Annotated in this window: 28 protein-coding genes; 25 read left to right on the forward strand and 3 right to left on the reverse strand. The window is 30.4% G+C overall.

Annotation, left to right across the window (positions count from 1 at the left end):
- Nucleotides 1-82 precede the first annotated feature (82 nt).
- The 17 genes from COL3_RS09135 (at nt 83) to COL3_RS29255 (ending at nt 14,840) form a co-directional block, all read left to right on the forward strand.
- Nucleotides 83-520 (forward strand): hypothetical protein, encoded by a 438-nt coding sequence (locus COL3_RS09135; RefSeq protein WP_008427908.1) that lies wholly within the window; start codon nt 83-85, stop codon nt 518-520.
- Between the two features lie 194 nt (nt 521-714).
- Nucleotides 715-2,961 carry a phage tail tape measure protein gene (locus tag COL3_RS09140; protein WP_008427905.1) on the forward strand — a complete coding sequence of 749 codons (2,247 nt, stop codon included), beginning with the start codon at nt 715-717 and terminating at the stop codon, nt 2,959-2,961.
- 19 nt (nt 2,962-2,980) lie between these two features.
- Nucleotides 2,981-3,736 carry a hypothetical protein gene (locus COL3_RS09145; RefSeq protein ID WP_008427903.1) on the forward strand — a complete coding sequence of 252 codons (756 nt, stop codon included), beginning with the start codon at nt 2,981-2,983 and terminating at the stop codon, nt 3,734-3,736.
- 11 nt (nt 3,737-3,747) lie between these two features.
- A complete protein-coding gene (locus COL3_RS09150) occupies nt 3,748-4,656 on the forward strand; it encodes a hypothetical protein (protein ID WP_008427902.1) in 909 nt (302 codons plus the stop codon).
- A 13-nt stretch (nt 4,657-4,669) separates the two neighbouring features.
- The gene (locus COL3_RS09155) at nt 4,670-4,975 is read left to right on the forward strand and encodes a DUF2577 family protein (protein WP_035284243.1); all 306 of its coding nucleotides are present in this window, start codon (nt 4,670-4,672) and stop codon (nt 4,973-4,975) included.
- A gap of 17 nt (nt 4,976-4,992) precedes the next feature.
- Entirely contained in the window at nt 4,993-5,436 is a 444-nt protein-coding gene (locus tag COL3_RS09160; protein ID WP_008427897.1) for a DUF2634 domain-containing protein, read from the forward strand.
- 3 nt (nt 5,437-5,439) lie between these two features.
- On the forward strand, nt 5,440-6,507 hold the full coding sequence (locus tag COL3_RS09165; RefSeq protein ID WP_008427895.1) for a baseplate J/gp47 family protein: 1,068 nt from the start codon (nt 5,440-5,442) through the stop codon (nt 6,505-6,507).
- Nucleotides 6,508-8,958 (forward strand): pyocin knob domain-containing protein, encoded by a 2,451-nt coding sequence (locus tag COL3_RS29250; protein WP_008427892.1) that lies wholly within the window; start codon nt 6,508-6,510, stop codon nt 8,956-8,958.
- Between the two features lies 1 nt (nt 8,959).
- On the forward strand, nt 8,960-9,577 hold the full coding sequence (locus COL3_RS09175; protein WP_008427890.1) for a YmfQ family protein: 618 nt from the start codon (nt 8,960-8,962) through the stop codon (nt 9,575-9,577).
- A 15-nt stretch (nt 9,578-9,592) separates the two neighbouring features.
- The gene (locus COL3_RS09180) at nt 9,593-10,708 is read left to right on the forward strand and encodes a pyocin knob domain-containing protein (protein ID WP_008427888.1); all 1,116 of its coding nucleotides are present in this window, start codon (nt 9,593-9,595) and stop codon (nt 10,706-10,708) included.
- A gap of 13 nt (nt 10,709-10,721) precedes the next feature.
- Complete coding sequence (locus COL3_RS09185; protein ID WP_008427886.1) at nt 10,722-11,045, forward strand: hypothetical protein; 324 nt, start codon at nt 10,722-10,724, stop codon at nt 11,043-11,045.
- A 12-nt stretch (nt 11,046-11,057) separates the two neighbouring features.
- The gene (locus COL3_RS09190; RefSeq protein ID WP_008427884.1) at nt 11,058-11,213 is read left to right on the forward strand and encodes a hypothetical protein; all 156 of its coding nucleotides are present in this window, start codon (nt 11,058-11,060) and stop codon (nt 11,211-11,213) included.
- 120 nt (nt 11,214-11,333) lie between these two features.
- Entirely contained in the window at nt 11,334-11,897 is a 564-nt protein-coding gene (locus COL3_RS09195) for a hypothetical protein (protein WP_008427882.1), read from the forward strand.
- A gap of 18 nt (nt 11,898-11,915) precedes the next feature.
- Nucleotides 11,916-12,356, forward strand: coding sequence for a phage holin family protein (locus COL3_RS09200; protein WP_008427881.1), 441 nt, complete (start codon nt 11,916-11,918; stop codon nt 12,354-12,356).
- Between the two features lie 67 nt (nt 12,357-12,423).
- Complete coding sequence (locus COL3_RS09205; RefSeq protein WP_008427879.1) at nt 12,424-12,846, forward strand: hypothetical protein; 423 nt, start codon at nt 12,424-12,426, stop codon at nt 12,844-12,846.
- 96 nt (nt 12,847-12,942) lie between these two features.
- The gene (locus tag COL3_RS09210; RefSeq protein WP_099716603.1) at nt 12,943-13,797 is read left to right on the forward strand and encodes an N-acetylmuramoyl-L-alanine amidase; all 855 of its coding nucleotides are present in this window, start codon (nt 12,943-12,945) and stop codon (nt 13,795-13,797) included.
- Nucleotides 13,798-14,030: 233 nt separating this feature from the next.
- The gene (locus tag COL3_RS29255) at nt 14,031-14,840 is read left to right on the forward strand and encodes an FxLYD domain-containing protein (protein ID WP_008427874.1); all 810 of its coding nucleotides are present in this window, start codon (nt 14,031-14,033) and stop codon (nt 14,838-14,840) included.
- Between the two features lie 385 nt (nt 14,841-15,225).
- Here COL3_RS29255 and COL3_RS09220 read toward each other — a convergent pair whose 3' ends face one another.
- A complete protein-coding gene (locus COL3_RS09220; RefSeq protein WP_008427872.1) occupies nt 15,226-15,408 on the reverse strand; it encodes a ribbon-helix-helix domain-containing protein in 183 nt (60 codons plus the stop codon).
- 157 nt (nt 15,409-15,565) lie between these two features.
- Here COL3_RS09220 and COL3_RS09225 point away from each other — a divergent pair, with 157 nt between their 5' ends.
- The 7 genes from COL3_RS09225 to lexA all read left to right on the forward strand — a co-directional run bounded on the left by COL3_RS09225 (nt 15,566) and on the right by lexA (nt 19,182).
- Nucleotides 15,566-16,210 (forward strand): helix-turn-helix domain-containing protein, encoded by a 645-nt coding sequence (locus COL3_RS09225; RefSeq protein ID WP_008427870.1) that lies wholly within the window; start codon nt 15,566-15,568, stop codon nt 16,208-16,210.
- 17 nt (nt 16,211-16,227) lie between these two features.
- Nucleotides 16,228-16,542: a hypothetical protein gene (locus COL3_RS09230; protein WP_008427868.1), complete on the forward strand. Its 315-nt coding sequence runs from the start codon at nt 16,228-16,230 to the stop codon at nt 16,540-16,542.
- 27 nt (nt 16,543-16,569) lie between these two features.
- On the forward strand, nt 16,570-16,806 hold the full coding sequence (locus COL3_RS09235) for a hypothetical protein (RefSeq protein WP_035284240.1): 237 nt from the start codon (nt 16,570-16,572) through the stop codon (nt 16,804-16,806).
- 83 nt (nt 16,807-16,889) lie between these two features.
- Nucleotides 16,890-17,051 carry a hypothetical protein gene (locus tag COL3_RS28660; RefSeq protein WP_008427863.1) on the forward strand — a complete coding sequence of 54 codons (162 nt, stop codon included), beginning with the start codon at nt 16,890-16,892 and terminating at the stop codon, nt 17,049-17,051.
- 14 nt (nt 17,052-17,065) lie between these two features.
- Nucleotides 17,066-17,983 (forward strand): ParM/StbA family protein, encoded by a 918-nt coding sequence (locus COL3_RS09240; protein WP_008427862.1) that lies wholly within the window; start codon nt 17,066-17,068, stop codon nt 17,981-17,983.
- The gene (locus tag COL3_RS09245; protein WP_008427860.1) at nt 17,961-18,413 is read left to right on the forward strand and encodes a hypothetical protein; all 453 of its coding nucleotides are present in this window, start codon (nt 17,961-17,963) and stop codon (nt 18,411-18,413) included. The genes COL3_RS09240 and COL3_RS09245 overlap by 23 nt, the downstream gene beginning before the upstream one ends.
- Before the next feature lie 160 nt (nt 18,414-18,573).
- Nucleotides 18,574-19,182 (forward strand): transcriptional repressor LexA, encoded by a 609-nt coding sequence (gene lexA, locus COL3_RS09250; RefSeq protein ID WP_008427858.1) that lies wholly within the window; start codon nt 18,574-18,576, stop codon nt 19,180-19,182.
- A 38-nt stretch (nt 19,183-19,220) separates the two neighbouring features.
- Here lexA and COL3_RS28410 read toward each other — a convergent pair whose 3' ends face one another.
- Together COL3_RS28410 and COL3_RS09255 are read right to left on the reverse strand one after the other, a co-directional pair.
- Nucleotides 19,221-19,373, reverse strand: coding sequence for a hypothetical protein (locus COL3_RS28410; RefSeq protein ID WP_008427856.1), 153 nt, complete (start codon nt 19,371-19,373; stop codon nt 19,221-19,223).
- A gap of 47 nt (nt 19,374-19,420) precedes the next feature.
- Nucleotides 19,421-19,645, reverse strand: a complete 225-nt coding sequence (locus COL3_RS09255) for a helix-turn-helix transcriptional regulator (protein ID WP_008427854.1) — start codon at nt 19,643-19,645, stop codon at nt 19,421-19,423.
- Between the two features lie 170 nt (nt 19,646-19,815).
- Between COL3_RS09255 and COL3_RS28665 the strand changes: the two genes are divergently transcribed.
- Entirely contained in the window at nt 19,816-19,989 is a 174-nt protein-coding gene (locus COL3_RS28665) for a hypothetical protein (RefSeq protein WP_008427852.1), read from the forward strand.
- Nucleotides 19,990-20,230: the final 241 nt, after the last annotated feature.

The following is a 20,230-nucleotide window of genomic DNA, read 5'->3' on the forward strand; positions in this document are numbered from 1 at the left end:
ACCGAAAAGGAGCATCGCTCCTGATTAAAATTTAATCATTTTGCGACACTCCCTTTAAATTTTAAATTTTGGAGGAGTTTATATGAATAAGAAAGATGAAAAAAAAGAAATAAATGAAATGAGTTTTGAAGATTTTTTAAACAAGTCAATAGATAGGTCAGGAAAACAAAAGAATGAAGAAAAAATTGATATACCAGGTTGGGGAAGTGTTCCATTTAGAAGACCAAATAATGATCAAATTTTAGATTATTTAAATGCACAAGGAAATGCAATCAAATTCAACAAAGATGGTTTAATTATGGGTACAGATCTCAAAAGCTTAAGTGAATCAGCAGCAGAATTTATATATTTTACATGCCCATATTTGCAAAATACTAGCTTGCAAGAGGCACATGAAGTAAAAGATCCATTAGATACAGCTATTAAAATTTTTGGAGTTGAAAATGTAGTTGATATAGCAAACTTGATTTTAAAAAAGTTCAACATTGAAAAAACAATTAGAAAATCAATAAAAAACTAATAAGAGGGGATGGCAATGGAGATATTGGATCATTATTTTGGATCTGCTATTTCTTTGAATGCGGTCATTCCCTCGAGTACTTATGGAATCTAACAGCAACTGAAAAAGAACTTTTAAAAGAATATGTTTCTTATAAAAATGAATTAATGAATACTAAACCAATAAAACCCTAAAATAGAGAGGTGACAAAATAAATGGCAAGTAAAGTTATAGATACAATATTAAATCTAAGAGATAACTTTAGTGACACGATCAAAAATGTTGCCCAGAATACACAATCCTTTAAAGGAGGTATGCAGCAAACAGAAAATCAGGCTATAAGCATGAAGAAAACAGTTTCTGATGCATTTAGTACCATTAAAGAATCTATGTTACATGGTATTGGATTCGGTGCAGGAATGGATATTTGGGAGAGTATGAAAGATAGCATAGTTGAAACGGTTACTTTCGGAAATGAGTTGCAAAAGTCATTAAATGGAGTTATGGCATCTAGTGGACTTGCTGAAACTGGAATGGATAGAATGAAGAATATCATGCTAGACATTTATAATGATAACTTTGGAGAAAATTTTGATGATATTGGTGAGTCTCTTAAGGAGGTTGGACAGCAAACAGGTTATACTGGTGATGATTTAAAGGGGTTAACTGAAAATGCAATAGCACTAAGGGATACTTTTGGATATGATGTGGGTGAATCTGTTAGATCAGCATCTATGTTAATGAAACAATTTGGAATAAATGGTGATGAAGCATTTAATTTAATTTCTCAAGGGAAACAATCCGGATTAGATTTTAGCGGAGAAATGTTAGATTCTATTGATGAATATAGTGTACAATTTAAAAAACTTGGATTAAATGCGGAAGATATGTTTAATGTTTTCTCAGCTGGTTCACAAGAAGGTGCATTTAATTTGGATAAAGTCGGTGATGCAGTAAAAGAGTTTTCAATTAGAGCAGTAGATGGAAGTAAAACAACTCAAGATGGTTTTACTCAACTTGGATTTAATGCAGATGATTTAGCAGCTAAATTTGCTTTAGGTGGAGATAGTGCGAAAAATTCTTTTGAGGACGTTATTACAGCTTTAGCCAATATAAAAGATCCTTTAAAACAAAGTCAAATAGGTGTTGAATTATTTGGTACACAATTTGAAGATTTAGGTATAAACGTAATTGAAAGTTTAGGAAATGTTGATGGAGAAATAAGTAATACTTATGATGCATTAGCACAAATAAATAAAATTAAGTATAGTGATGTTGGAAGTGCATTTGAAGGGATTAAACGTAATATCCAAACAAGCGTATTAATTCCAATTTCAGATGCTGTATTACCTCGTTTAAATGATTTCGCAAATTGGTTTAAGGACGAAATTCCAAGCATAAAACAAACTATTTCTAGTGTAACTGATAACTTTTTAAGTGTCGCAAGTAATATTATTGATACAGATCTGCCAGCAGTTCAAAACTTAGGAAGCTCAATTTCTGATTTAGCAACTACAGTATGGAATAGTGTCCAACCAGCTTTTGATTCTGTTAAACCAGATAATTGGAATTCGGTAGCGGATGCAATTAAAGATATAATTGATAAGGCAACAGATACGGTTAATTATATAAATGATAATTGGACTGAAATTGAACCAATTATAATAACTATAGTTGGAGCATTAGGATCGTATAAATTAGCATTAATGGCTATTGAAACTTGGACAGTTATAGTTGGAGCTACCACTTCGATATATGAAACTATAGAATTAGTAATATGGGGAGTTGTAAATGCGACTAGTGCATGGGAGGCTATACAATGGGCATTAAATGTTGCAATGGATGCTAACCCTATAGGAGTTGTTATAACTGTAATTGGACTGCTTGGATTAGCAATTTATGAATTGGTTACACACTGGCAAGATATTTGGAACTGGATAAAAAGTGTTTGGGACGTTATTGATAATAACCCAATCTTGAAATTTATAAGTTTTGCTATAAATCCATTAGGTACAGCTATAATGGAATGCATCACGCATTGGGATGATATAACCAACGCAATAAAAGGTGCGTGGGATTGGTTAACTAGTTGGCTTGATAAATGGAACAATACAACTTTAGAAGATAAAACAGTTAATATTAATGAAAATGTTTCTAATACAGATACATCTAATGCTGATCAAGTACCGTTTAATCCATGGCAATATAAAGCAACTGGTACTCCATATTCTAGTGGAGGTTTAACAGTAGCTGGTGAATATGGTCCAGAATTAATTGACTTGCCAGGTGGAAGTAAAGTTTATACAAATAGTCAAACAAATAAAATTTTGAATGGAAGCGGTAATAGTGGAATACATGTATATCTAACAGTTCAAGGGAATATGGTAGGCAATGAAGAATTTGCAGATCAAGTAGGACAACATATTTACAATCAGATTCAATTAGGTATGGTTAATGTTTAATAGAAAGGAAGGTTAATTAATGAGTAATTATAATATTTATATAAGTGATTATGCAAGAACAAAAGTATTACAATTTCCAACAATTCCACCCGAATTACCTTCTTTTCCTAGTGAGAGCAAAAATGAAGAATTTGAGACGTATTGGGACATACCGTATAATTTTATAGAAAAGAAAGGATTAATTCAATCTTCTTGGGATGATTGGCTGCCACGAGATGCAAATAGATATTATTTTTGCAAAAGTAAAGTTAATGGTAAAGAAATAATTGATTTAATTGAAAATGCTAAAACTAATACAGAACCTATTAGATTAGTTATTAATACAGGAGATGGTTATTATGTGAATGATACATTTAGCATTGAAAAATTTGAACATTCAATAATGAAATGTGGAGATTATAAATATTCTTTATCAGTTAAACAATGGAGAGCATATGAAACAACAATTCCAAAAACTTATCAAGTAGGATGGGGACAAGATACCACAGGATGGTATTATTACACTGATGCATCGGGTAACTACTATAAAGATTCTTGGCAATTGATTGATAATGAGTGGTATTCATTTGATCCACAAGGTTATGCAAGGCAGTCTGTTTGGATTCAGGATGGTGGCTATTGGTATTATCTTAAAGATGATTGTAAAATGGCACGTAATGAATGGGTTACTGTAGATGGAAAATCTTATTATCTAGGTGATCAAGGTGGGATGTATGTAAGTTCGTATACTCCAGATGGATATTGGGTTGGAAGTGATGGTGCCTGGATTCAATAGGAGGTCATACTATGTATAAATTAATTGTTAATAATACTGATATAATTAATTGTAGCAATACAATATCATGGAACAATGATTCTGACAGCTTGGGAACCCAATTAAGCTTTGACAGTATCAAAGAAATAGCAACTGGAAATGTAGTACAACTTTTCAATAATGATTCTGAAATTTTCAGGGGAATTGCATTAAAACCAACGCAAAAAAGATGGACATGGAGCTATACTTGTCAAGATTATAGTTTTTATCTTAAGAATAGCAAAATACCTATAAAACAATTTAATAAAATCACAGCAAGTGAGGCTATAAGATCTCTTGCAAGTGAATCATATTTAACAGTAAATATTGATGATATTCCAACAGTTATTGATCAGTATTACACAAACACAACTAGAAGTGATATTATTGATGATATTTTAAAGCAAGCTTCGATAGATCAAGGAACGACTTATTTCAAGGAGATTCAAGGGAATATTCTTTATATTTATAATATTGCTGATATGAAGATATCTCCAACAATTATATTGCCTAAAGATATTAGTATAGAAATGTCTATGGAAAATATGAAAAACAGTATAACTGTAATAAGTGGCAGCAATGATAGCACGGTGATTCAAGCTACAGCAGAAGATACAAGTCAACAATGGTTTTATGGTGTTTTAAGTGATGTACAAACAGTAGATGATAAGAACATTGCACAAGCACAGAATATTGCAAATAATGCATTATTAGAAAATAATAAAGTTTCTTATCAATCTACTTTTGAAGTGGTTGCAGTAAGCGGTGGCGATACAATTAAAGCTAACCGCTTAATTTATATACATGCAGGCAATAGATTAAATGCATATTATAAAATAAAAAATGCACAGCACACACTAAACAAAGGCTTGCATAAAGTTAATATTACTATTACATGGTAGGTGAATAAAATTTATGAATGATTATAGAGTAGGACTCCCTAAAATGTTTAAGGACAGAGAGAATATTGCTCCACCAAATTTTTTAATTGGAAAAGTTGTTACTTTAGATCCAATAAAAATTTCAATAAATAATGGGGCAGCATATTTTACAGAAGGGCAGAATTTAAAAGTTTGTGAAACTCTTAAAACAATGACTGGGACAATTATTGTTAATGGAGAATCACAGACTTTTTCTATTAAAAGAGATTTAAATGAAAATGATGAAATATTATGTTTCCCATTAAATAATAAATATTTCATAGCCTTTGATAAGATATAGAAATGAGGTGATGTTGTTTGTTTCCAAGTCAAGAAACTATAAGTGATATAACTAAATTAAATAATGCAAACTCAATAAATAGTAAAGGTAAATCCCCAGCTTTCGATTTTGAAACAGGGGATTTTATAGTTAAAGATGGCAAAGTTGAGACATTAACTGGTTACGCTGCATTAAAACAGTGGATACAAAAGACATTAAAAACAGAACAGAATAAGTACAAAATTTACAATACAGATAATGTTGATAAATATGGAGCAGCTTTATTGGAAATCATAACTAGCAATCATCCAATTGTTTATATACAAGCACAAGTCCAAACAATTGTTACAGAGGCTTTATTAAAAAACTCAGACATTAAGGCAGTAAATAATTTTAAGTTTATAAGAGATAAAAGCCTTCTGAATTGTGAATTTGATGTAATAAGTATTTATGGAACAAATACTGAAAGTGTGGTGAGATAAAAAATGAGTGATAGTAGAGATGTGATACAAGCCAGACTATTAAGTAATATAAGCGACGAATATAACAAGAGTGAAGGCGAAGTTATGTATGATGCAGAAAAACCTGTTGCAATTGAGTTAGAGAGTGCCTATGTGCGAATTGATGGTATGTTAGATAAAAGATTTGCTGATAAAGCAAATGGAAAAGATCTTGAAAGAGTAGTAAAGAATGAGGGGATATATAGAAAATTAACAACTAAATCATATAGTACAGTTACTATCACAGGAATAGAAGGAGCTCCAATTGTTAAAGGCGAAAAAGTTGCAAGTGATAATGTAAATTTTGTTTTTACAGAAGATGCTGTTATTCCACAATCAAAAACAATAGAAATAAAAGTTGAATGTGAAAAGTATGGAAGTATAGGAAATGTACCAGCTGGAGCTATCAAATATTTTCCTAAAACACTTGCGGGACTTCAAACGGTAACCAATAAAGAAGCTATTTCAAATGGGTATAATGAGGAATCAGATGATGAATTAAGAAAAAGATATTATGCTAAAATTCAAACTCCTTCAACGTCTGGGAACAAATATCATTATAGGAATTGGGCATTAGAAGTAACAGGAGTCGGAAATGCGAGAGTTTTACCATTATGGAACGGGAATGGAACTGTAAAGATAGTTATTATAAATTCTAATAAGACTGGAGCAGATCAAGCACTGGTAAATAGCGTAAAAAATTATATTGACCCTGTTGATGGAGAAGGAGAAGGGCAAGCACCTATTGGAGCAACTGTAACAGTTGTTTCTGCGGTCGAGAAATCAATAAATGTAACTGCAAATGTTAGCATAGTAAATGGCTTAAATCTGGGTACTATACAGGAAGCATTTAAAACGTCGTTAATAGAATATTTGCAAAGTGTTTCGTTTGATACTTCATATATAAGTATAGCTAAGGTAGGAGATATATTATTCAATACAGATGGTGTGTTAGATCACTCAGATTTAAAGATAAATAATTTAGCAGCCAATGTTAATTTGCTAGATACGGAGATAGCAGTTGTAGGAACAGTGCAATTAGGAGTGATGTAGATGAATATAAGTAAGTTTACAAAAAAATTAAATAAGCTTGAAAATAATACTTATGTTATCGAAGAAGAAATAACAGTAGTTAATGGAGTTTATGAAGCCGAGCTAGAGCATGATAACATAAATTTGAAAACTTTAAACGTATATACGGGAAGCAAATTAACAGGAAATAAAATAGAGACCTATTTTCCATCTACTCCATCTTTAGCACCTTGGAAAACAGTCATTAAGATATTTTCATCAACAACACCAGTATATGTAAGTTATGAAACACAGGGCGATACAGTCGAAGCAGATGATGTTAATTACATACAAGATACTATTATTGATACTCAAAATAGTCTTAATGATGAAATAAACAGAGCAGAAAATTCAGAAGCTGCTTTAGCTAATAATTTAAATTCAGAGATAACAAGAGCTAAAGGTGTAGAGAATACTTTGACCAGTAATCTTACCACAGAAACAAATAGAGCTAAATCGGCTGAAAGTACTTTGACAGCTAATCTCAATTCAGAAATAACGAGAGCGACCAATGCAGAAAGTACATTGACTAATAATCTTAATTCAGAAATCACAAGGGCAAAAGCTGCAGAAAATACTTTAACAGGTACAATTAATGCAAATACTCCAATTTGGAATGATAAGTATACAAAGAATGAAGTTGATAATAAATTAAGTGCTTTAGTCACTAGTTTAGATTGGAAAGAATCTGTATCAACTTTTAGTGATTTAGCTACAACTTATCCAACTGCAGCAGATGGATGGACGGCTAATACTAAAGATACAGACATTACTTATAGATATGACGGAGCTGCATGGATTCCAATTTCAGCTAATTCTATTCCTTTAGCTTCATCAAGTGTTGATGGTAAGATGAGCAAACAAGATAAAATCGACCATGATGATATGAATAGCAAGAAGCATACTCATGGTAATAAATCTATAATTGATATTATTACTCAGGCTTTAATTGACAACTGGAATGCTGCTTACACTCATATAAGTGATGCAGTAAAACATATAACAAGTGCTGAAAGGACTTTATGGAATACAGTAAGTAATAAACTAGATTCTACAGCTAATGCTGTAAGTGCAAGTAAGTGGGTAACAGCAAGAACAATTTCATTGACTGGTGACGTTTCAGGAACAGCAAGTGTTGATGGATCAGCAAATGCAAATATAACAACAGTTATAGCAGATGATAGTCACAATCATACAAGTTCAACTATTACTGATTTTTTAACTGCAGTTAGAGCTGCAGTATTAACAGGATTAAGCACCGCAACAAATTCGGTAATTGCTGCAACCGATACAGTTTTGTCGGCACTTGGAAAGCTGCAAGCACAAATAAGTGCCAATTTAACGACTTTGAATAATCATACTGGTAATACAAGCAATCCACATTCTACAACAGCAAGTCAAATAGGACTTAGTAATTTAACTAACGATGCTCAAGTAAAAAGAAGTGAAATGGGAGCAGCTAATGGAGTAGCAACATTAGATAGTTCAGGTGTTAATAATCAAGCTCCAAAAGTTCATGTACATGATGATAGGTATTACACAGAGACAGAAATAAATAATATAGTTGGATCTGAAACTTTAAATACAGTGGCTGCTACTTTAAAAGGTGCAATAAATGAAGTAAAAGCAACTGTTACAAGTGGTGGAAGCGTTGATAATTCACTTAAATTAAATAGCCAAACTGCTGATTATTACTTAAATTATAATAACTTTACTAATAAGCCAACTTCTTTGCCAGCGAATGGTGGTAATGCAGATATGGTAGATGGATTTCATGCTTCACAAACTGCAGGTTCTGCTAATACTGCTGTAATTAGAGATAGTAACGGATATATACAAAATACCTGGTTTAACAGCAATAGAGGTTCTGAAAATAGCAATGCAGCTCAGTATATATATGATACTGGTGATGGGTATATGAGAAAAAAGGATTTATCTAATGTTAGAACTGAATTAGTTACTGCACCTTTTGGATTAGGTGGTATTGCAATAGATATATCATCTCAAGATTGTAATAATATTGTTAATACTGGTTTTTATAGAGGTAACAATTGTACTAATAGATGTCCTGGAAGTCATACATGGACTTATTTAATTGTAGTAGGGCATGATACAGGATCTTGGATTTCTCAAATAGGTATAAATTATAATAATGATGGTACTTATGTAAGAACCAAAATTAATGGTACTTGGTCAGCATGGAGGAGATTAGATGCGACAGCAACATCTCAAATAACAAATGATAGTGGTTTTATAACAGCTTCATCATCTATTAGTGGAAATGCAGCAACAGCTACTAAATTGCAGTCGGCTAGAGTTATTTCACTTACAGGAGATGTTCTTGGAAATGTGTCTTTTGACGGTTCTGCTAATGTTTCTATAACTACTACATTAAAAACAGGATTAACTTGGAATGATTTAAAGGGGGTATAGTATGTATGGAATAAATTCATATGGAACTAGCACATATGGAATAAATGAATCAGATAATATAGATGATATAAAACTAATATCTCCAGATCTTATGAAGTATATGCCAGACTACTATATTACTTCTAAGGTGATGAACCAAATAGAAAATTCTAATTCTTTAGAGATTGGAAGGTTAAATTATAGAATAAGCGACGTCAGTGACCAACTTTGTATAGATACAGCAACTTGGGGATTAGTTTATTGGGAAAATGAATATGGAATTGAAACTAACCTTACCATGAGTTATGAAGATAGAAGAAATGTTTTAAATGCAAAGAAAAGAGGAAAAGGAACTACAACAAAAGCAATGATCAAAAATGTAGCAGAATCTTTTTCAGGTGGAGAAGTAAACATAATACAAGATAATCCTAATTATGCTTTTGTAGTTCAATTTGTAGGGGTAAAGGGCATACCTAAAAACATGCAGCTATTCAAAGATATGTTGGAAAATATCAAACCTGCACATTTAGGATATACGATTAAATATACTTACACTGTTTGGAATGTATTAAAAGAAAATAAATTAACCTGTAATAATGCAAAATTAAAGACTTGGAATGATTTAAAAGTTTATGAATAGAAAGGATGATGATAGATGTTAACAACACCAAATTATGGATTGAAGAAACCAGAAGGAACTGATGTTGTAAATATAGACGATTTTAATGGTAATGCTGACATTATAGATACAAAACTAAAAGATATTAATACAGCTTTACCACTTAAAGCTCCGTTAGATTCTCCAGCGTTTACTGGAGCACCAACGGTACCTACACAAGCCTCAACAGATAACAGTACTAAGGCTGCTAATACTGCTTTTGTAACTACAGCAGTATCGAATAAAACAAGTGTAAGTGGAAATGCAGGAACAGCGACAAAGTGGCAAACAGCTAGAACATTGTCGCTTACAGGAGATGTTACTGGTTCTGCGACAATTGATGGTTCTGCAAATGTTTCTATAACTGCTACGATAGAAGATGATAGCCATAATCATGTCGTATCCAATATAGATGGATTACAAGCAAGTTTAGATACAATTAATTCATCTAAGGCTAATAAAGATGGTGTCTTACAAACTAACTTAAATGCAGACATGCTAGACAATAAACATTCTACAGATTTCTTCCCACAAGCAAATACTATGGGGGGAATAAGTGGTTTAAATTTAGATACAGCCATAGTCAATGGTTTTCAACATGGTTGGCATTGTACTGGGACATTACCTAGTGGATATGCAACGGATAACGATTTTTATGTATTAGCACCTTGGGATGGCAACGGAGATTGGCAAAGACAAATAATTTTTGATGTTAGGTCAAATAACATTTTTCAACGTGCTAAATTAGGAGGGACTTGGTCATCTTGGTCGCAAATAGCTACAATTGATACCACAATAATTGATTTACCATTGAATAGTGGATATACAAATTCGGATATAAATTGGAAATGTAAACTTATTAAATGCGGAAAGATGATTTTGTGCGAAATTTGTGTAAAGAAAACAGATGGAAGTAATTTTGCGGCAGGAACACAAATACAATTAGCAACTCTTCCAAGCGGTTACGAAACTGCTGTGAATTTGAATTTTGTATTATCAAATTCATCTAATGCAATGGTTGGAGGTTCTATAGCATACAGCAATGTTATTTATATTACACCAAGTACATCATGTTCCAGTATATCTGGTTCATTTTGTTATTTTACTAATTAATGGAGGATTTATTATGGAAACAAATTTTGGAATAGTTATAGATGAAAAAGGTTATAAAATAGCTTTTATTGTATTAAATAGTGATAATACTCCACAGGGTTATATTTTAAAAAATGGAGAAAACATTGTAAAAAACGATTGGAGTAAAGCAAATGCAATGAAAAATCCTAAATGGGATGGCACTACATGGATAGAAACCGCAACGCAAGAAGAAATAGATGCAGCTAGTGGAAACGTGATTAAAATGGAAAACCAGGACGATTTAATTAGCAAGCTTATTTTAGATAATTTAAATATGCAAATGCAAATTGATACTTTAATACAAAGCAATTTATAGGAGGGATTCATCATGTATGAAAGATTATTATATTTATATCAACAAGAAAAATTAACTGATGCACAATTAGGAGTTGCAGTAAGTAAGGGGTGGATTAACGACACCGAAAAAGCTGCAATAATTGAAAGTGTAGCAGCTGAAAAAACAAGTACAACAACAGGAGCATAAAATTTAAATAAGGCAGGTGACGTGTGGATTAATTAATGTAGAAAAATAAATATTTAATGTAATAGATTAACACCAATAAGGTGTTTTTTTATTGGACATTTTTGAAAGAAGGTTTTAGCATTGAAAAAACTTAAAAAATTAAATTTATTTGTAATTACAATTATGATTTTTGCTTTTATAAGTGGAGAATCAGCATTTGCCAAGGGTTCAACTTCTATAAGTTCATCAAGTCGTAGCAGCTCATCAGTATCAAGAACCAGTGGGAGTGGATTCAAAACTGGAAGTTTTAGCGGCAGCTCAAAGAGTTCTAGTTCTAGCAACTCTAGTGAGAGTGGTTCTTCAGTAAATAATTCAACATCAAAATCAAGTACAACTACTAATTCAACAAAATCGGTTGATACTAGCTCAAAAGCATTAAATAATATACCACGCTCTTATAGTTCACACTCAGTAAGTAATAATTATTACTACAATACATCAAATGGTGTTAGTGATTTATGGAGTAATTATTGGTTATATAGAGCATTAACACCAGATCATAGAACGTATGTTGTAGATAATTCAAATGTTGTTGCTCCAGCTTATACGGGAGTTAGATCTATAATTCCAGATGTAATAACATTGTGTGTAATTATCCTGGTAATTGGAGTTGTAATTTATATCATTAGAAAAAGAAGAAAATAGAAAGAAGGTAGCAATAGTATGGAAAAGGCAAATGTAATTAAAGGTGGTTTTTATGGGACGGTATGCATTGCAGGCGGAGTATTAGGAAATTTATTTGGTGGATGGGATAAACTTATTTATGCATTAATTATTTGCAGTATAATAGACTATTTCACAGGTGGAGCTGTAGCAGTTATATTTAAAAATAGTCCTAAAACACCAACAGGTGGAGCTGAAAGTAAAGCTGGATTTATTGGGTTAGTCAAAAAAATATCTATATATTTGATGATCATTGTTGTTGTACAAATAGACATAGTTGTAAATTCAAATGGATTTTTAAGAAATGCAGCAATAATAGGATTTATGACCAATGAAGTATTAAGTATAGTAGAAAATTTAGGACTTATGGGCATAAAGATGCCTGAAGCAGTAACTAATGCAGTGGATATATTAAAAAGAAAAAGTGAAGAAAAAGAGTAATGAAAGAACAATCTTTAAAGTTGTTCTTTTGCTATATAAAAAATATAAAAAAAGGTGGAATGTAAAAATGATAAAAACAATTTTAGTATTAATCGCAAAGGTATTAGAAAGTAGACTTAATAAAAGTGGTGTAGAGGAAAAATTATTAAAATATAAAAGTTATACTACTTTTGGAAAAGCTCTTTGGAATAAGATTGATGAAGAGTGGAGGATTTCTAAGACTGTAGAGGAAAAAGTACAATCTAAAGCTGAAGCTTTTGATAAAGCATTATTAGCTAAATTCCCTGAACTTACACAAGATGATGTGACAGAATTACGTCAATCAATCGCTGGTGAAGTAAATGCAGGTAAAGAAGCAGTAATTAGTAATTCTGATTTATTAAAACAACTTCAGGCAACCAATATTACATTAACTGCAGAGAATACTGAACTTAAAAATACACTAGCACAAATTCAATCAACAGCAGCCAAAACAAATGTACAAGCATAATATTTTATCAAAAAATTAACCAGGTAAAATGAATGATAAATTAAAGCTTAAACTCTAGATATAGAGCTATTCTTTAATTTATCATTTTAAATTTTTATGAAAGAAAGGGATAGAAAAATGATAATAGGAATAGATATGGGGCATCCATTTAATTGCGGTGCTTTTGGAATAATGAGCGAAACAGATGGTAATAGAGCAATAGGAAATTTAGTTATATCTAAATTAAGATCATTGGGTCATACAGTTGTAAATTGTACTTATGATGTAAATGTAAATGAGTTAGCAAATAGAGTAGCATTGGCAAATGCACAAACGTTGGATTACTTCTTGTCAATACACATGGATTCATTTGATAATCCCAATAGTAACGGAGTAAGTATTTATACAACTCAAAATTCTAGTGCAAAAGTAATGGCAATTAATATTATTAACAAGGTAGCTGAACAATGTGGATATTATAACAGAGGTTTAATATCTGCTAATTATTATGTATTAAGAAATACAAATGCTCCTGCAATGTTAATAGAATGTGGTTTTGTTACAAATCAAGGAGATTGTGATAGATTTAATGCAGAAAGATTTGCGAATGCAATAGTAGAAGGAATGACTGGCGAAGTTGCTGATAGTGAGTGGAAACTTGGCTGGAATAAGAATTCAACAGGGTGGTGGTATTGCACCAACGTTGAACAAAAATACTATTATAAAGATTCCTGGGAGAATATAGAGGGTGAGTGGTACTCATTTGATTCAGATGGATATGCAAGAATTGATACCTGGATCAAGGATAATGGAAAGTGGTATTATCTAGATCAAAACTGTAAAATGGTTAAGGATTGCTGGAAGTGGATAGATGGAGAATGTTATTGCTTTGATATACATGGAGCATTATATGTGGATTGCACTACACCAGATGGATATGCGGTAGACTCGAGCGGAGCATGGATAAAATAATATAATTTTTATTAGAAATATCAAGGGTATGGGAAGTTAAAATTCCTGTACCCTTTATTTTTTGCATAAAAAGAGATCGTATATAAAGAATATAAGCATGAAACGGAAGGACATAAGTATGACTTTAATACTATATCTAAATGCAGAAAAATTATGTTTTATTGTCGGCATTGACAAAACTTTCTATTATTATACAATTAATGTATAACTTTTGAATAATAGGGGGAAATCTAATGTCAAAAATGATTAACTGTAAAGCATGTGGAAAAGAAATTGCAAAAGGAGCAAAAATATGTCCTAATTGTGGTAAGGATCAAAGAAATTTCTTTGGAAAGCATAAAATATTAACTGGTATTTTAGTTCTAATTATTTTAAGTGGATTAGGCAAGGCAATGAGTGGAAATGGTGGTAGTACAAGTGGAACTACCAAAACTGCTACAGCGAATTCAACAAACGAAAATGATACAAAATCTTCTGAGGTAAAAAAAGAAGATGCTATTAGCTTTTCAAATATACTTATTACATCAAATAGTGGAATCACTGTGGTAAATGGTGAAGCGAAAAGCAATGATGGTCAAAAACATACTTTTACTATTAAAGTAAGTTTCTATGATAAAGATAAAAAACTTCTTGGGACAGCAGTTGGAAGTGTAAATGAGTTACAACCTACAGAAACAAAAATATTCTCAGCAATGGGAACTGCAGATTATAGCAACTCAGATAGTTATAAAGTAGAAGTGGATACAATGGTTCAATCATCAAAACAAAAGGATACTCCTAAAATTACATTTTCAAATTTAGTAGCCAAAGAAAATTCTGGAATTACAATGATAGATGGAGAAGTTAAAAATGATGATAGTAAAGAGCATTCTTTTACTATTGTAGTTGGTTTTTATGATGCAGATAATAAGCTAATTGGTACAGCTACAGGATCAATGAATAAACTGCCAGCTGGTGCAACTAAAACATATAGTGCTATGGCAACAGGAAAATTCGGTAAAGCAGCAAAATATACAGTTCAAGTTGATTCGTTAGTCCAATAGAGTTTGCAACTTAGTAAGGATATTTAAATTAAAAAAATAATACGGTGGTAAAAAGCTATAATTAAGAAGAGATAGTATTGAGGTGAAATTAATACTATCTTTTTTGTGGTTAGTAATATCAATATATTCAAAATATAATAATTGTATTAATGTTTTAAGGGTATAGAAAGTTGCATTCTATACCCTTTGCTTTTTTGTTCTAAAATTGAAACTTGTATTAAGTTCTATAATCGTAACTTAATAATAAAATATTAGTTTCAAAATTAGAAATTCAAACAAGTTTCACTTTTGGAACTTCATATATTACTTAAGTCTATATTACTTATCTGTTTATACTACTTACTGTTTTAAGTAAAAAAATAAAGGTACTAGATTTCTAATACCTTTATTTTATCTTTAATATAACACCATCTGTTTTTATTTTCTCATATAATTCCTTAATAGCTAAATCTGTTAATTTACTAATTGGAAGACCAGTAACATCTTTTAATTCTTCCATTAATTGTTTTGATTCTTTAAGGATATTAGTAGAAAAAGGTGTTCTTTTAGAATCATCAGCCAATGCCATAACAATCCCACCTCGTAATTTAATTATTAAATAAATTATATCATAAAAAAAAGAACTTTTAAAGAAAAGTATGAAAAGATAAATATTTTTCTTTAAAAGGTATTGAAAAGATAATGACCTTTTGTTATAATCGATTCATAGAAAAGAGGTGAACCGAATGGTTAAAGATTATTTAAAGTTTAGAAATGCAATCAAAAAAGATCAAAACTTATCTTTAGAAGAATCTTATATGTTAGAGCTAATCTATGATTATTACAACATAGCTTACGGCTATGCTTACCCATCTTATGAAATATTAATGGCAGATCTAAAGACTAAAAGAAAAGCTAAGGTTTCTAAGCTTATAAAGTCTTTAGTTAAAAAAGGATACATCTCTGTAGACAAAGTAGGTAAGAAGAATACTTATAAATTATTAAAATACTTATTCTTAAATAATCCTGTGGATAGTGATGGAAAGCCACCACTAGATGGTCAAGTTCATTTTTCTGAGTTAACAGATGAAGAAAAAGAAGTAATAAAATTAGGTTTTACAGAAAAGCAGGCTAAGAGCTTATTGAAAGGTGCTAAAGATAAAATTGACAAAGTTGTTCAAGCATTTAATTATGCAAAAGATAAAGGAGCAGGTAACTTGTATAAATATACGCTATGGGGAATTAATAATATAAACAAAATAAAGAAAACTTTTGAAATCGCATTTACAAGTGAAGAGAAATGGAATCCAAAAACTAAGTTTGATAATTTTCAGCCTAGGGAATATGATTGGGATTCACTAGAAAAAAGATTGTTAGGATGGGAAGTTTAGAAAGGATGTGTTAAGTAATGGAAAAAATAGTTGTTGCTTATAGTAGGCATGACAATTTAGGGGACAATTACGAAGATAGTTACAAATATGAAGCTCGTAGAATTATTGATGAGGTTGCAGATGAGATAAGGGAAAATAAAGATACTTGCATAACAAGTTTATTTGCTGAAATGAAAGAAGTTAAGTGGGAAGAATCAGGAGATATTGAGCCAGTATATTCTCTAGCTATAAATGAAAGATATCTTTTGCAATTTAAAATTAATGAACTTATTAAAATTGGGGATGTGAAAATAATAGCCAAAAGATTAAATGAGATTGTATTGAAAAAATAAACTATGCATAGAAAGGGTGATTATAAATTGATAGTAAATAAATTAACCAAGGAACAAATAATAGAAAAAGCCAAAAAAGAAAATGGGTTTTTTATAAATACTGATAATATTCATTATGATTTAGATGGAAAAAGAATGGCTGAGTATTTAAAATCAATAGGATTTAATATAATAAGGCACTTTGATACTGGAAGAAATGGGCTTGTATTAACACAAGAAGGTATTCAAGTAAGTACGAACGGACATTGTAGCATTACTAAATAAAAAAGGCAGCAGCCTAAGCTACCACCATATCTAACAAATAAAGTATAGCTTAAGTTGCTCCTAAAATCAAGGAGGAATTAAAAATGAGAATACCAACACCAGATGAATTAATAGCAGCTGGAGAGGTTTTAATTACCTGGGGATTTTGGATAATTGTTTACGGAATTATTACAATGTTAATTGGATTAATGATTATATTAATTATAGCTATTTGTGATAAACCAGTAACTAAATTTATAAAATAGAAGGAGCATGGATCATGAGCAAAGAAATTAAGAAATTATTATCAATAATAGATTTAGGGAATTTAAATGTTAAAGGGATTAATCAAGATGAAAAGAATATAAATTTTAAAAGTAATATTAGTAGAGATTATGAGAGCTATCCAGATGCATTTAAATATACTTTAATTAATGGAGAATACACTTATTTTGAAAGAGGAACATTTAGTCTTGAATATATAAAGACTAATAAAGATTATACAGCTCAAGTGCTTTATGCAATATCAAAACTTCATAATGATATTGAGGATATAAAAACCAATTTAACATTGTTGCTGCCGATATCAGAAATGAAAGAAAAGACAAAATATATAAATACTCTTAAAGGCAAAAATTTTGAGTTTACAGTAAAAAATTCTAAAAAGACAAATAAAAAAGTACTTATAGATGATATATTAGTACTTCCTGAAGGGTATATAAGTTATTTTGCGTTAAGTGATGAATATAAGACAAGCTCTATAATAATAGTCGATATAGGCGGAAGAACAACTAATTTAGTGGCTATGGTGAATGGAGAACCTAAATTATTAAAAACTCTAAAAATAGGTGTTATGGATTTCTATTCAAAAATAAGGGAATTAAATTCTGATAAAGAATACAATTTAGAGGATATAGAAAGACTTATAAAAGAAGGCACAATTAAGGTAACAGAAAAACAATTAGCTGAATTTGCTAATGATATATTAAATGAAATAAAAATATATCTAAAGATTGAACATTATAAACATGTATGTTGGACAGGTGGTGGAGCTACTGTAATAGAGAAAATAATAAAAGAAAAGCTACCTAAAAATTGTTTCATACTAGATGATCCAGTTAATAGTAATGTAAGAGGAGCTTTAGCAGCTAGTAAAATAACCTGGGGTATTACAAATGGAAAAGAAGAAGAGAAGTAAATGTCAAACTAGTCATAGAAAAGTATTTACAGTAAATGAAGCTAACCCAAAAGAGAAAGTTATATATGACTTTCTCTTTGATCAATATAACGAATCAGATACAATAAAAGACATTCTATATGAATATATAATTACTAATAATTTACAAACAGCACAACATAGTGTAAATGTAGTGCAAACATTGGGTAAACATAGTGTAATTAACGGTGCTACAACGTGTAAAAATAGTGTAAACAATAATGCCGATGAGTGCAAAGAAAGTGCATGTAATAACTCTATAGTACCTGATGAAGAGGAGATAAATAAAAGAGATTTTAATATTAATCTAGATAATATTAAAGATGAAGAAATAAAAATAGATAATAATACTGAAGAGGAAGTCGAAGCAGCTAATAATAATGCATTGGCATATCTAATAAATCAATTTTAAATGATAAAAAAGCTAGAACACTAAATTCTAGCTTTTTACAATTATATTTACAAAATAATCTAATAGTAGTAATATATATACGAACAATAGTTCTTGCGAATATACATTCTATTTTAATGACGAAAAATATAAATTATAGCGGAAGAGAGATGGATAAACAATGGAAGAAGTAATGAATAAACAAAATGAAATATATAAGTTTCTAAAGAATTATACAGAAAATAAAGGTTATCCTCCTTCAGTAAGAGAAATCTGTGAAGCTGTTTCCCTATCATCAACATCAACTGTTCATGGACATTTAAGAAGGTTAGAAAAGAAAGGTATGATAAAAAGAGATCCTTCTAAACCTAGAGCTTTAGAGATAGCAGAGATTTCGATAATTCCTAAAGAGATGATAAGTATTCCAATTATAGGCAAGATAACAGATGGAATTCCACTACTTGCAGCTGAAAACATAGAAGATACATTTCAATTGCCTTTAGATTATATTAAGCATGATAGAGAATTATTTATGGTTAGAGTTTCAGATAATAGTATGATTAATATAGGAATTGCTAAAAGTGATTTAGCTATAATAGAAGAAGTCAACGATGCAAAGAATGGTGATATTATATTAACTTTGATTTATAACAGCATAAGCATAAAGAGGTATTTCAAAGAAAAGGATCATATACGATTACAACCTGAAAATGATACTATGGATTCAATACTAATAGATAAGTGTAAGATCTTAGGAAAGCTTGTTGGTATATTTAGATCGTTTGAATAATAAGTTAAAAGGATCATGATAATTAAATCTTGATCCTTTTAATCTTCATCTTTTATGTTGTAATGATCCTTTAAAATTTTTGCAATCATACTGCTTACAGACCTATCTTCATATGCTGCTTCCTCAGCCAGTTTCTTGTGTAATTCCTTTGAAATTATTGTAGTAACTTTAGTATTTTTTTTGCTAATCATATTATATCACCTATATATAAGTATATAGGTGGTTCGGAACCATGTGATTAAAGTTCTGAACGGTTCGGAACTTTTTGGGCATAATATACTAATTCACCAGGCATTACTCCTAATGCATCAGCAATTTTGCATAGTTGCCTAAGAGTTGGACTTTTCTTATTACTTTCTAATTCACTAAGGTAACTTTGAGATATACCAGCTTTTTTAGCTAATTGAGTCTGAGATAGTTTCTTTTCTAGGCGAACTTCTCTAATTCTTACATATGGTATCATATATTAAATTTAATTCAACAACATACAAAAAGCAACAGAAAACACCAAGAAAATAATGGCAATATTTGTCTAAAATATCGCTGGTAGCGATGGAAATATGTGTTATTATTAATGTATAAGTTGCAACTTTAATATGTAAAATAATATTGTATTAAGAAAGGCTGTATTAGATGTCAAAGAAAAATTATGAAAATGATGAAGATTATATTTTGGAAATATTAGAAGATGAAGAGGAGAGAGTATTTGATAAATTAGTGGAAGTATTACCAGGAGAAACTAGACATCTATTTTTTAGATATCTTTCTGTAATAAACACAATAAATAAAATGAAAACAAAAATATAACAAAATATTGCGGTGGTTAGTTCATAGATTTGGGTCTTTGTTCATAAAAAAGCTTGCCCACACTTTGCCCATTTCAGAAATAATTAATTAATTTTAACTATTTATAACTATTTTGAATTAAATTTAAGGAAGTTAGATTTTATGAGAAATTAAGGTATGTTAAATTAAAGATAATTATGATAAATTAAAGAAAAGTACAACTTTGTTTGAATACAGAACTCGGCTTATGGCTTATCTCGCA

The organism is Clostridium sp. LS (assembly GCF_002760435.1).
In the GTDB taxonomy this organism is placed as follows: domain Bacteria; phylum Bacillota; class Clostridia; order Clostridiales; family Clostridiaceae; genus Clostridium.

What these genes read in the sequence shown, in the direction of transcription:
- COL3_RS09135 (WP_008427908.1), top strand. Translation starts at nt 83, where the DNA reads ATGAATAAGAAAGATGAAAAAAAAGAAATAAATGAAATGAGTTTTGAA.
- COL3_RS09140 (WP_008427905.1), top strand. Translation starts at nt 715, where the DNA reads ATGGCAAGTAAAGTTATAGATACAATATTAAATCTAAGAGATAACTTT.
- COL3_RS09145 (WP_008427903.1), top strand. Translation starts at nt 2,981, where the DNA reads ATGAGTAATTATAATATTTATATAAGTGATTATGCAAGAACAAAAGTA.
- COL3_RS09150 (WP_008427902.1), top strand. Translation starts at nt 3,748, where the DNA reads ATGTATAAATTAATTGTTAATAATACTGATATAATTAATTGTAGCAAT.
- COL3_RS09155 (WP_035284243.1), top strand. Translation starts at nt 4,670, where the DNA reads ATGAATGATTATAGAGTAGGACTCCCTAAAATGTTTAAGGACAGAGAG.
- COL3_RS09165 (WP_008427895.1), top strand. Translation starts at nt 5,440, where the DNA reads ATGAGTGATAGTAGAGATGTGATACAAGCCAGACTATTAAGTAATATA.
- COL3_RS29250 (WP_008427892.1), top strand. Translation starts at nt 6,508, where the DNA reads ATGAATATAAGTAAGTTTACAAAAAAATTAAATAAGCTTGAAAATAAT.
- COL3_RS09175 (WP_008427890.1), top strand. Translation starts at nt 8,960, where the DNA reads ATGTATGGAATAAATTCATATGGAACTAGCACATATGGAATAAATGAA.
- COL3_RS09180 (WP_008427888.1), top strand. Translation starts at nt 9,593, where the DNA reads ATGTTAACAACACCAAATTATGGATTGAAGAAACCAGAAGGAACTGAT.
- COL3_RS09185 (WP_008427886.1), top strand. Translation starts at nt 10,722, where the DNA reads ATGGAAACAAATTTTGGAATAGTTATAGATGAAAAAGGTTATAAAATA.
- COL3_RS09190 (WP_008427884.1), top strand. Translation starts at nt 11,058, where the DNA reads ATGTATGAAAGATTATTATATTTATATCAACAAGAAAAATTAACTGAT.
- COL3_RS09200 (WP_008427881.1), top strand. Translation starts at nt 11,916, where the DNA reads ATGGAAAAGGCAAATGTAATTAAAGGTGGTTTTTATGGGACGGTATGC.
- COL3_RS09205 (WP_008427879.1), top strand. Translation starts at nt 12,424, where the DNA reads ATGATAAAAACAATTTTAGTATTAATCGCAAAGGTATTAGAAAGTAGA.
- COL3_RS09210 (WP_099716603.1), top strand. Translation starts at nt 12,943, where the DNA reads ATGAAAGAAAGGGATAGAAAAATGATAATAGGAATAGATATGGGGCAT.
- COL3_RS29255 (WP_008427874.1), top strand. Translation starts at nt 14,031, where the DNA reads ATGTCAAAAATGATTAACTGTAAAGCATGTGGAAAAGAAATTGCAAAA.
- COL3_RS09220 (WP_008427872.1), bottom strand. Translation starts at nt 15,408, where the DNA reads ATGGCATTGGCTGATGATTCTAAAAGAACACCTTTTTCTACTAATATC.
- COL3_RS09225 (WP_008427870.1), top strand. Translation starts at nt 15,566, where the DNA reads ATGGTTAAAGATTATTTAAAGTTTAGAAATGCAATCAAAAAAGATCAA.
- COL3_RS09230 (WP_008427868.1), top strand. Translation starts at nt 16,228, where the DNA reads ATGGAAAAAATAGTTGTTGCTTATAGTAGGCATGACAATTTAGGGGAC.
- COL3_RS28660 (WP_008427863.1), top strand. Translation starts at nt 16,890, where the DNA reads ATGAGAATACCAACACCAGATGAATTAATAGCAGCTGGAGAGGTTTTA.
- COL3_RS09240 (WP_008427862.1), top strand. Translation starts at nt 17,066, where the DNA reads ATGAGCAAAGAAATTAAGAAATTATTATCAATAATAGATTTAGGGAAT.
- COL3_RS09245 (WP_008427860.1), top strand. Translation starts at nt 17,961, where the DNA reads ATGGAAAAGAAGAAGAGAAGTAAATGTCAAACTAGTCATAGAAAAGTA.
- lexA (WP_008427858.1), top strand. Translation starts at nt 18,574, where the DNA reads ATGGAAGAAGTAATGAATAAACAAAATGAAATATATAAGTTTCTAAAG.
- COL3_RS28410 (WP_008427856.1), bottom strand. Translation starts at nt 19,373, where the DNA reads ATGATTAGCAAAAAAAATACTAAAGTTACTACAATAATTTCAAAGGAA.
- COL3_RS09255 (WP_008427854.1), bottom strand. Translation starts at nt 19,645, where the DNA reads ATGATACCATATGTAAGAATTAGAGAAGTTCGCCTAGAAAAGAAACTA.
- COL3_RS28665 (WP_008427852.1), top strand. Translation starts at nt 19,816, where the DNA reads ATGTCAAAGAAAAATTATGAAAATGATGAAGATTATATTTTGGAAATA.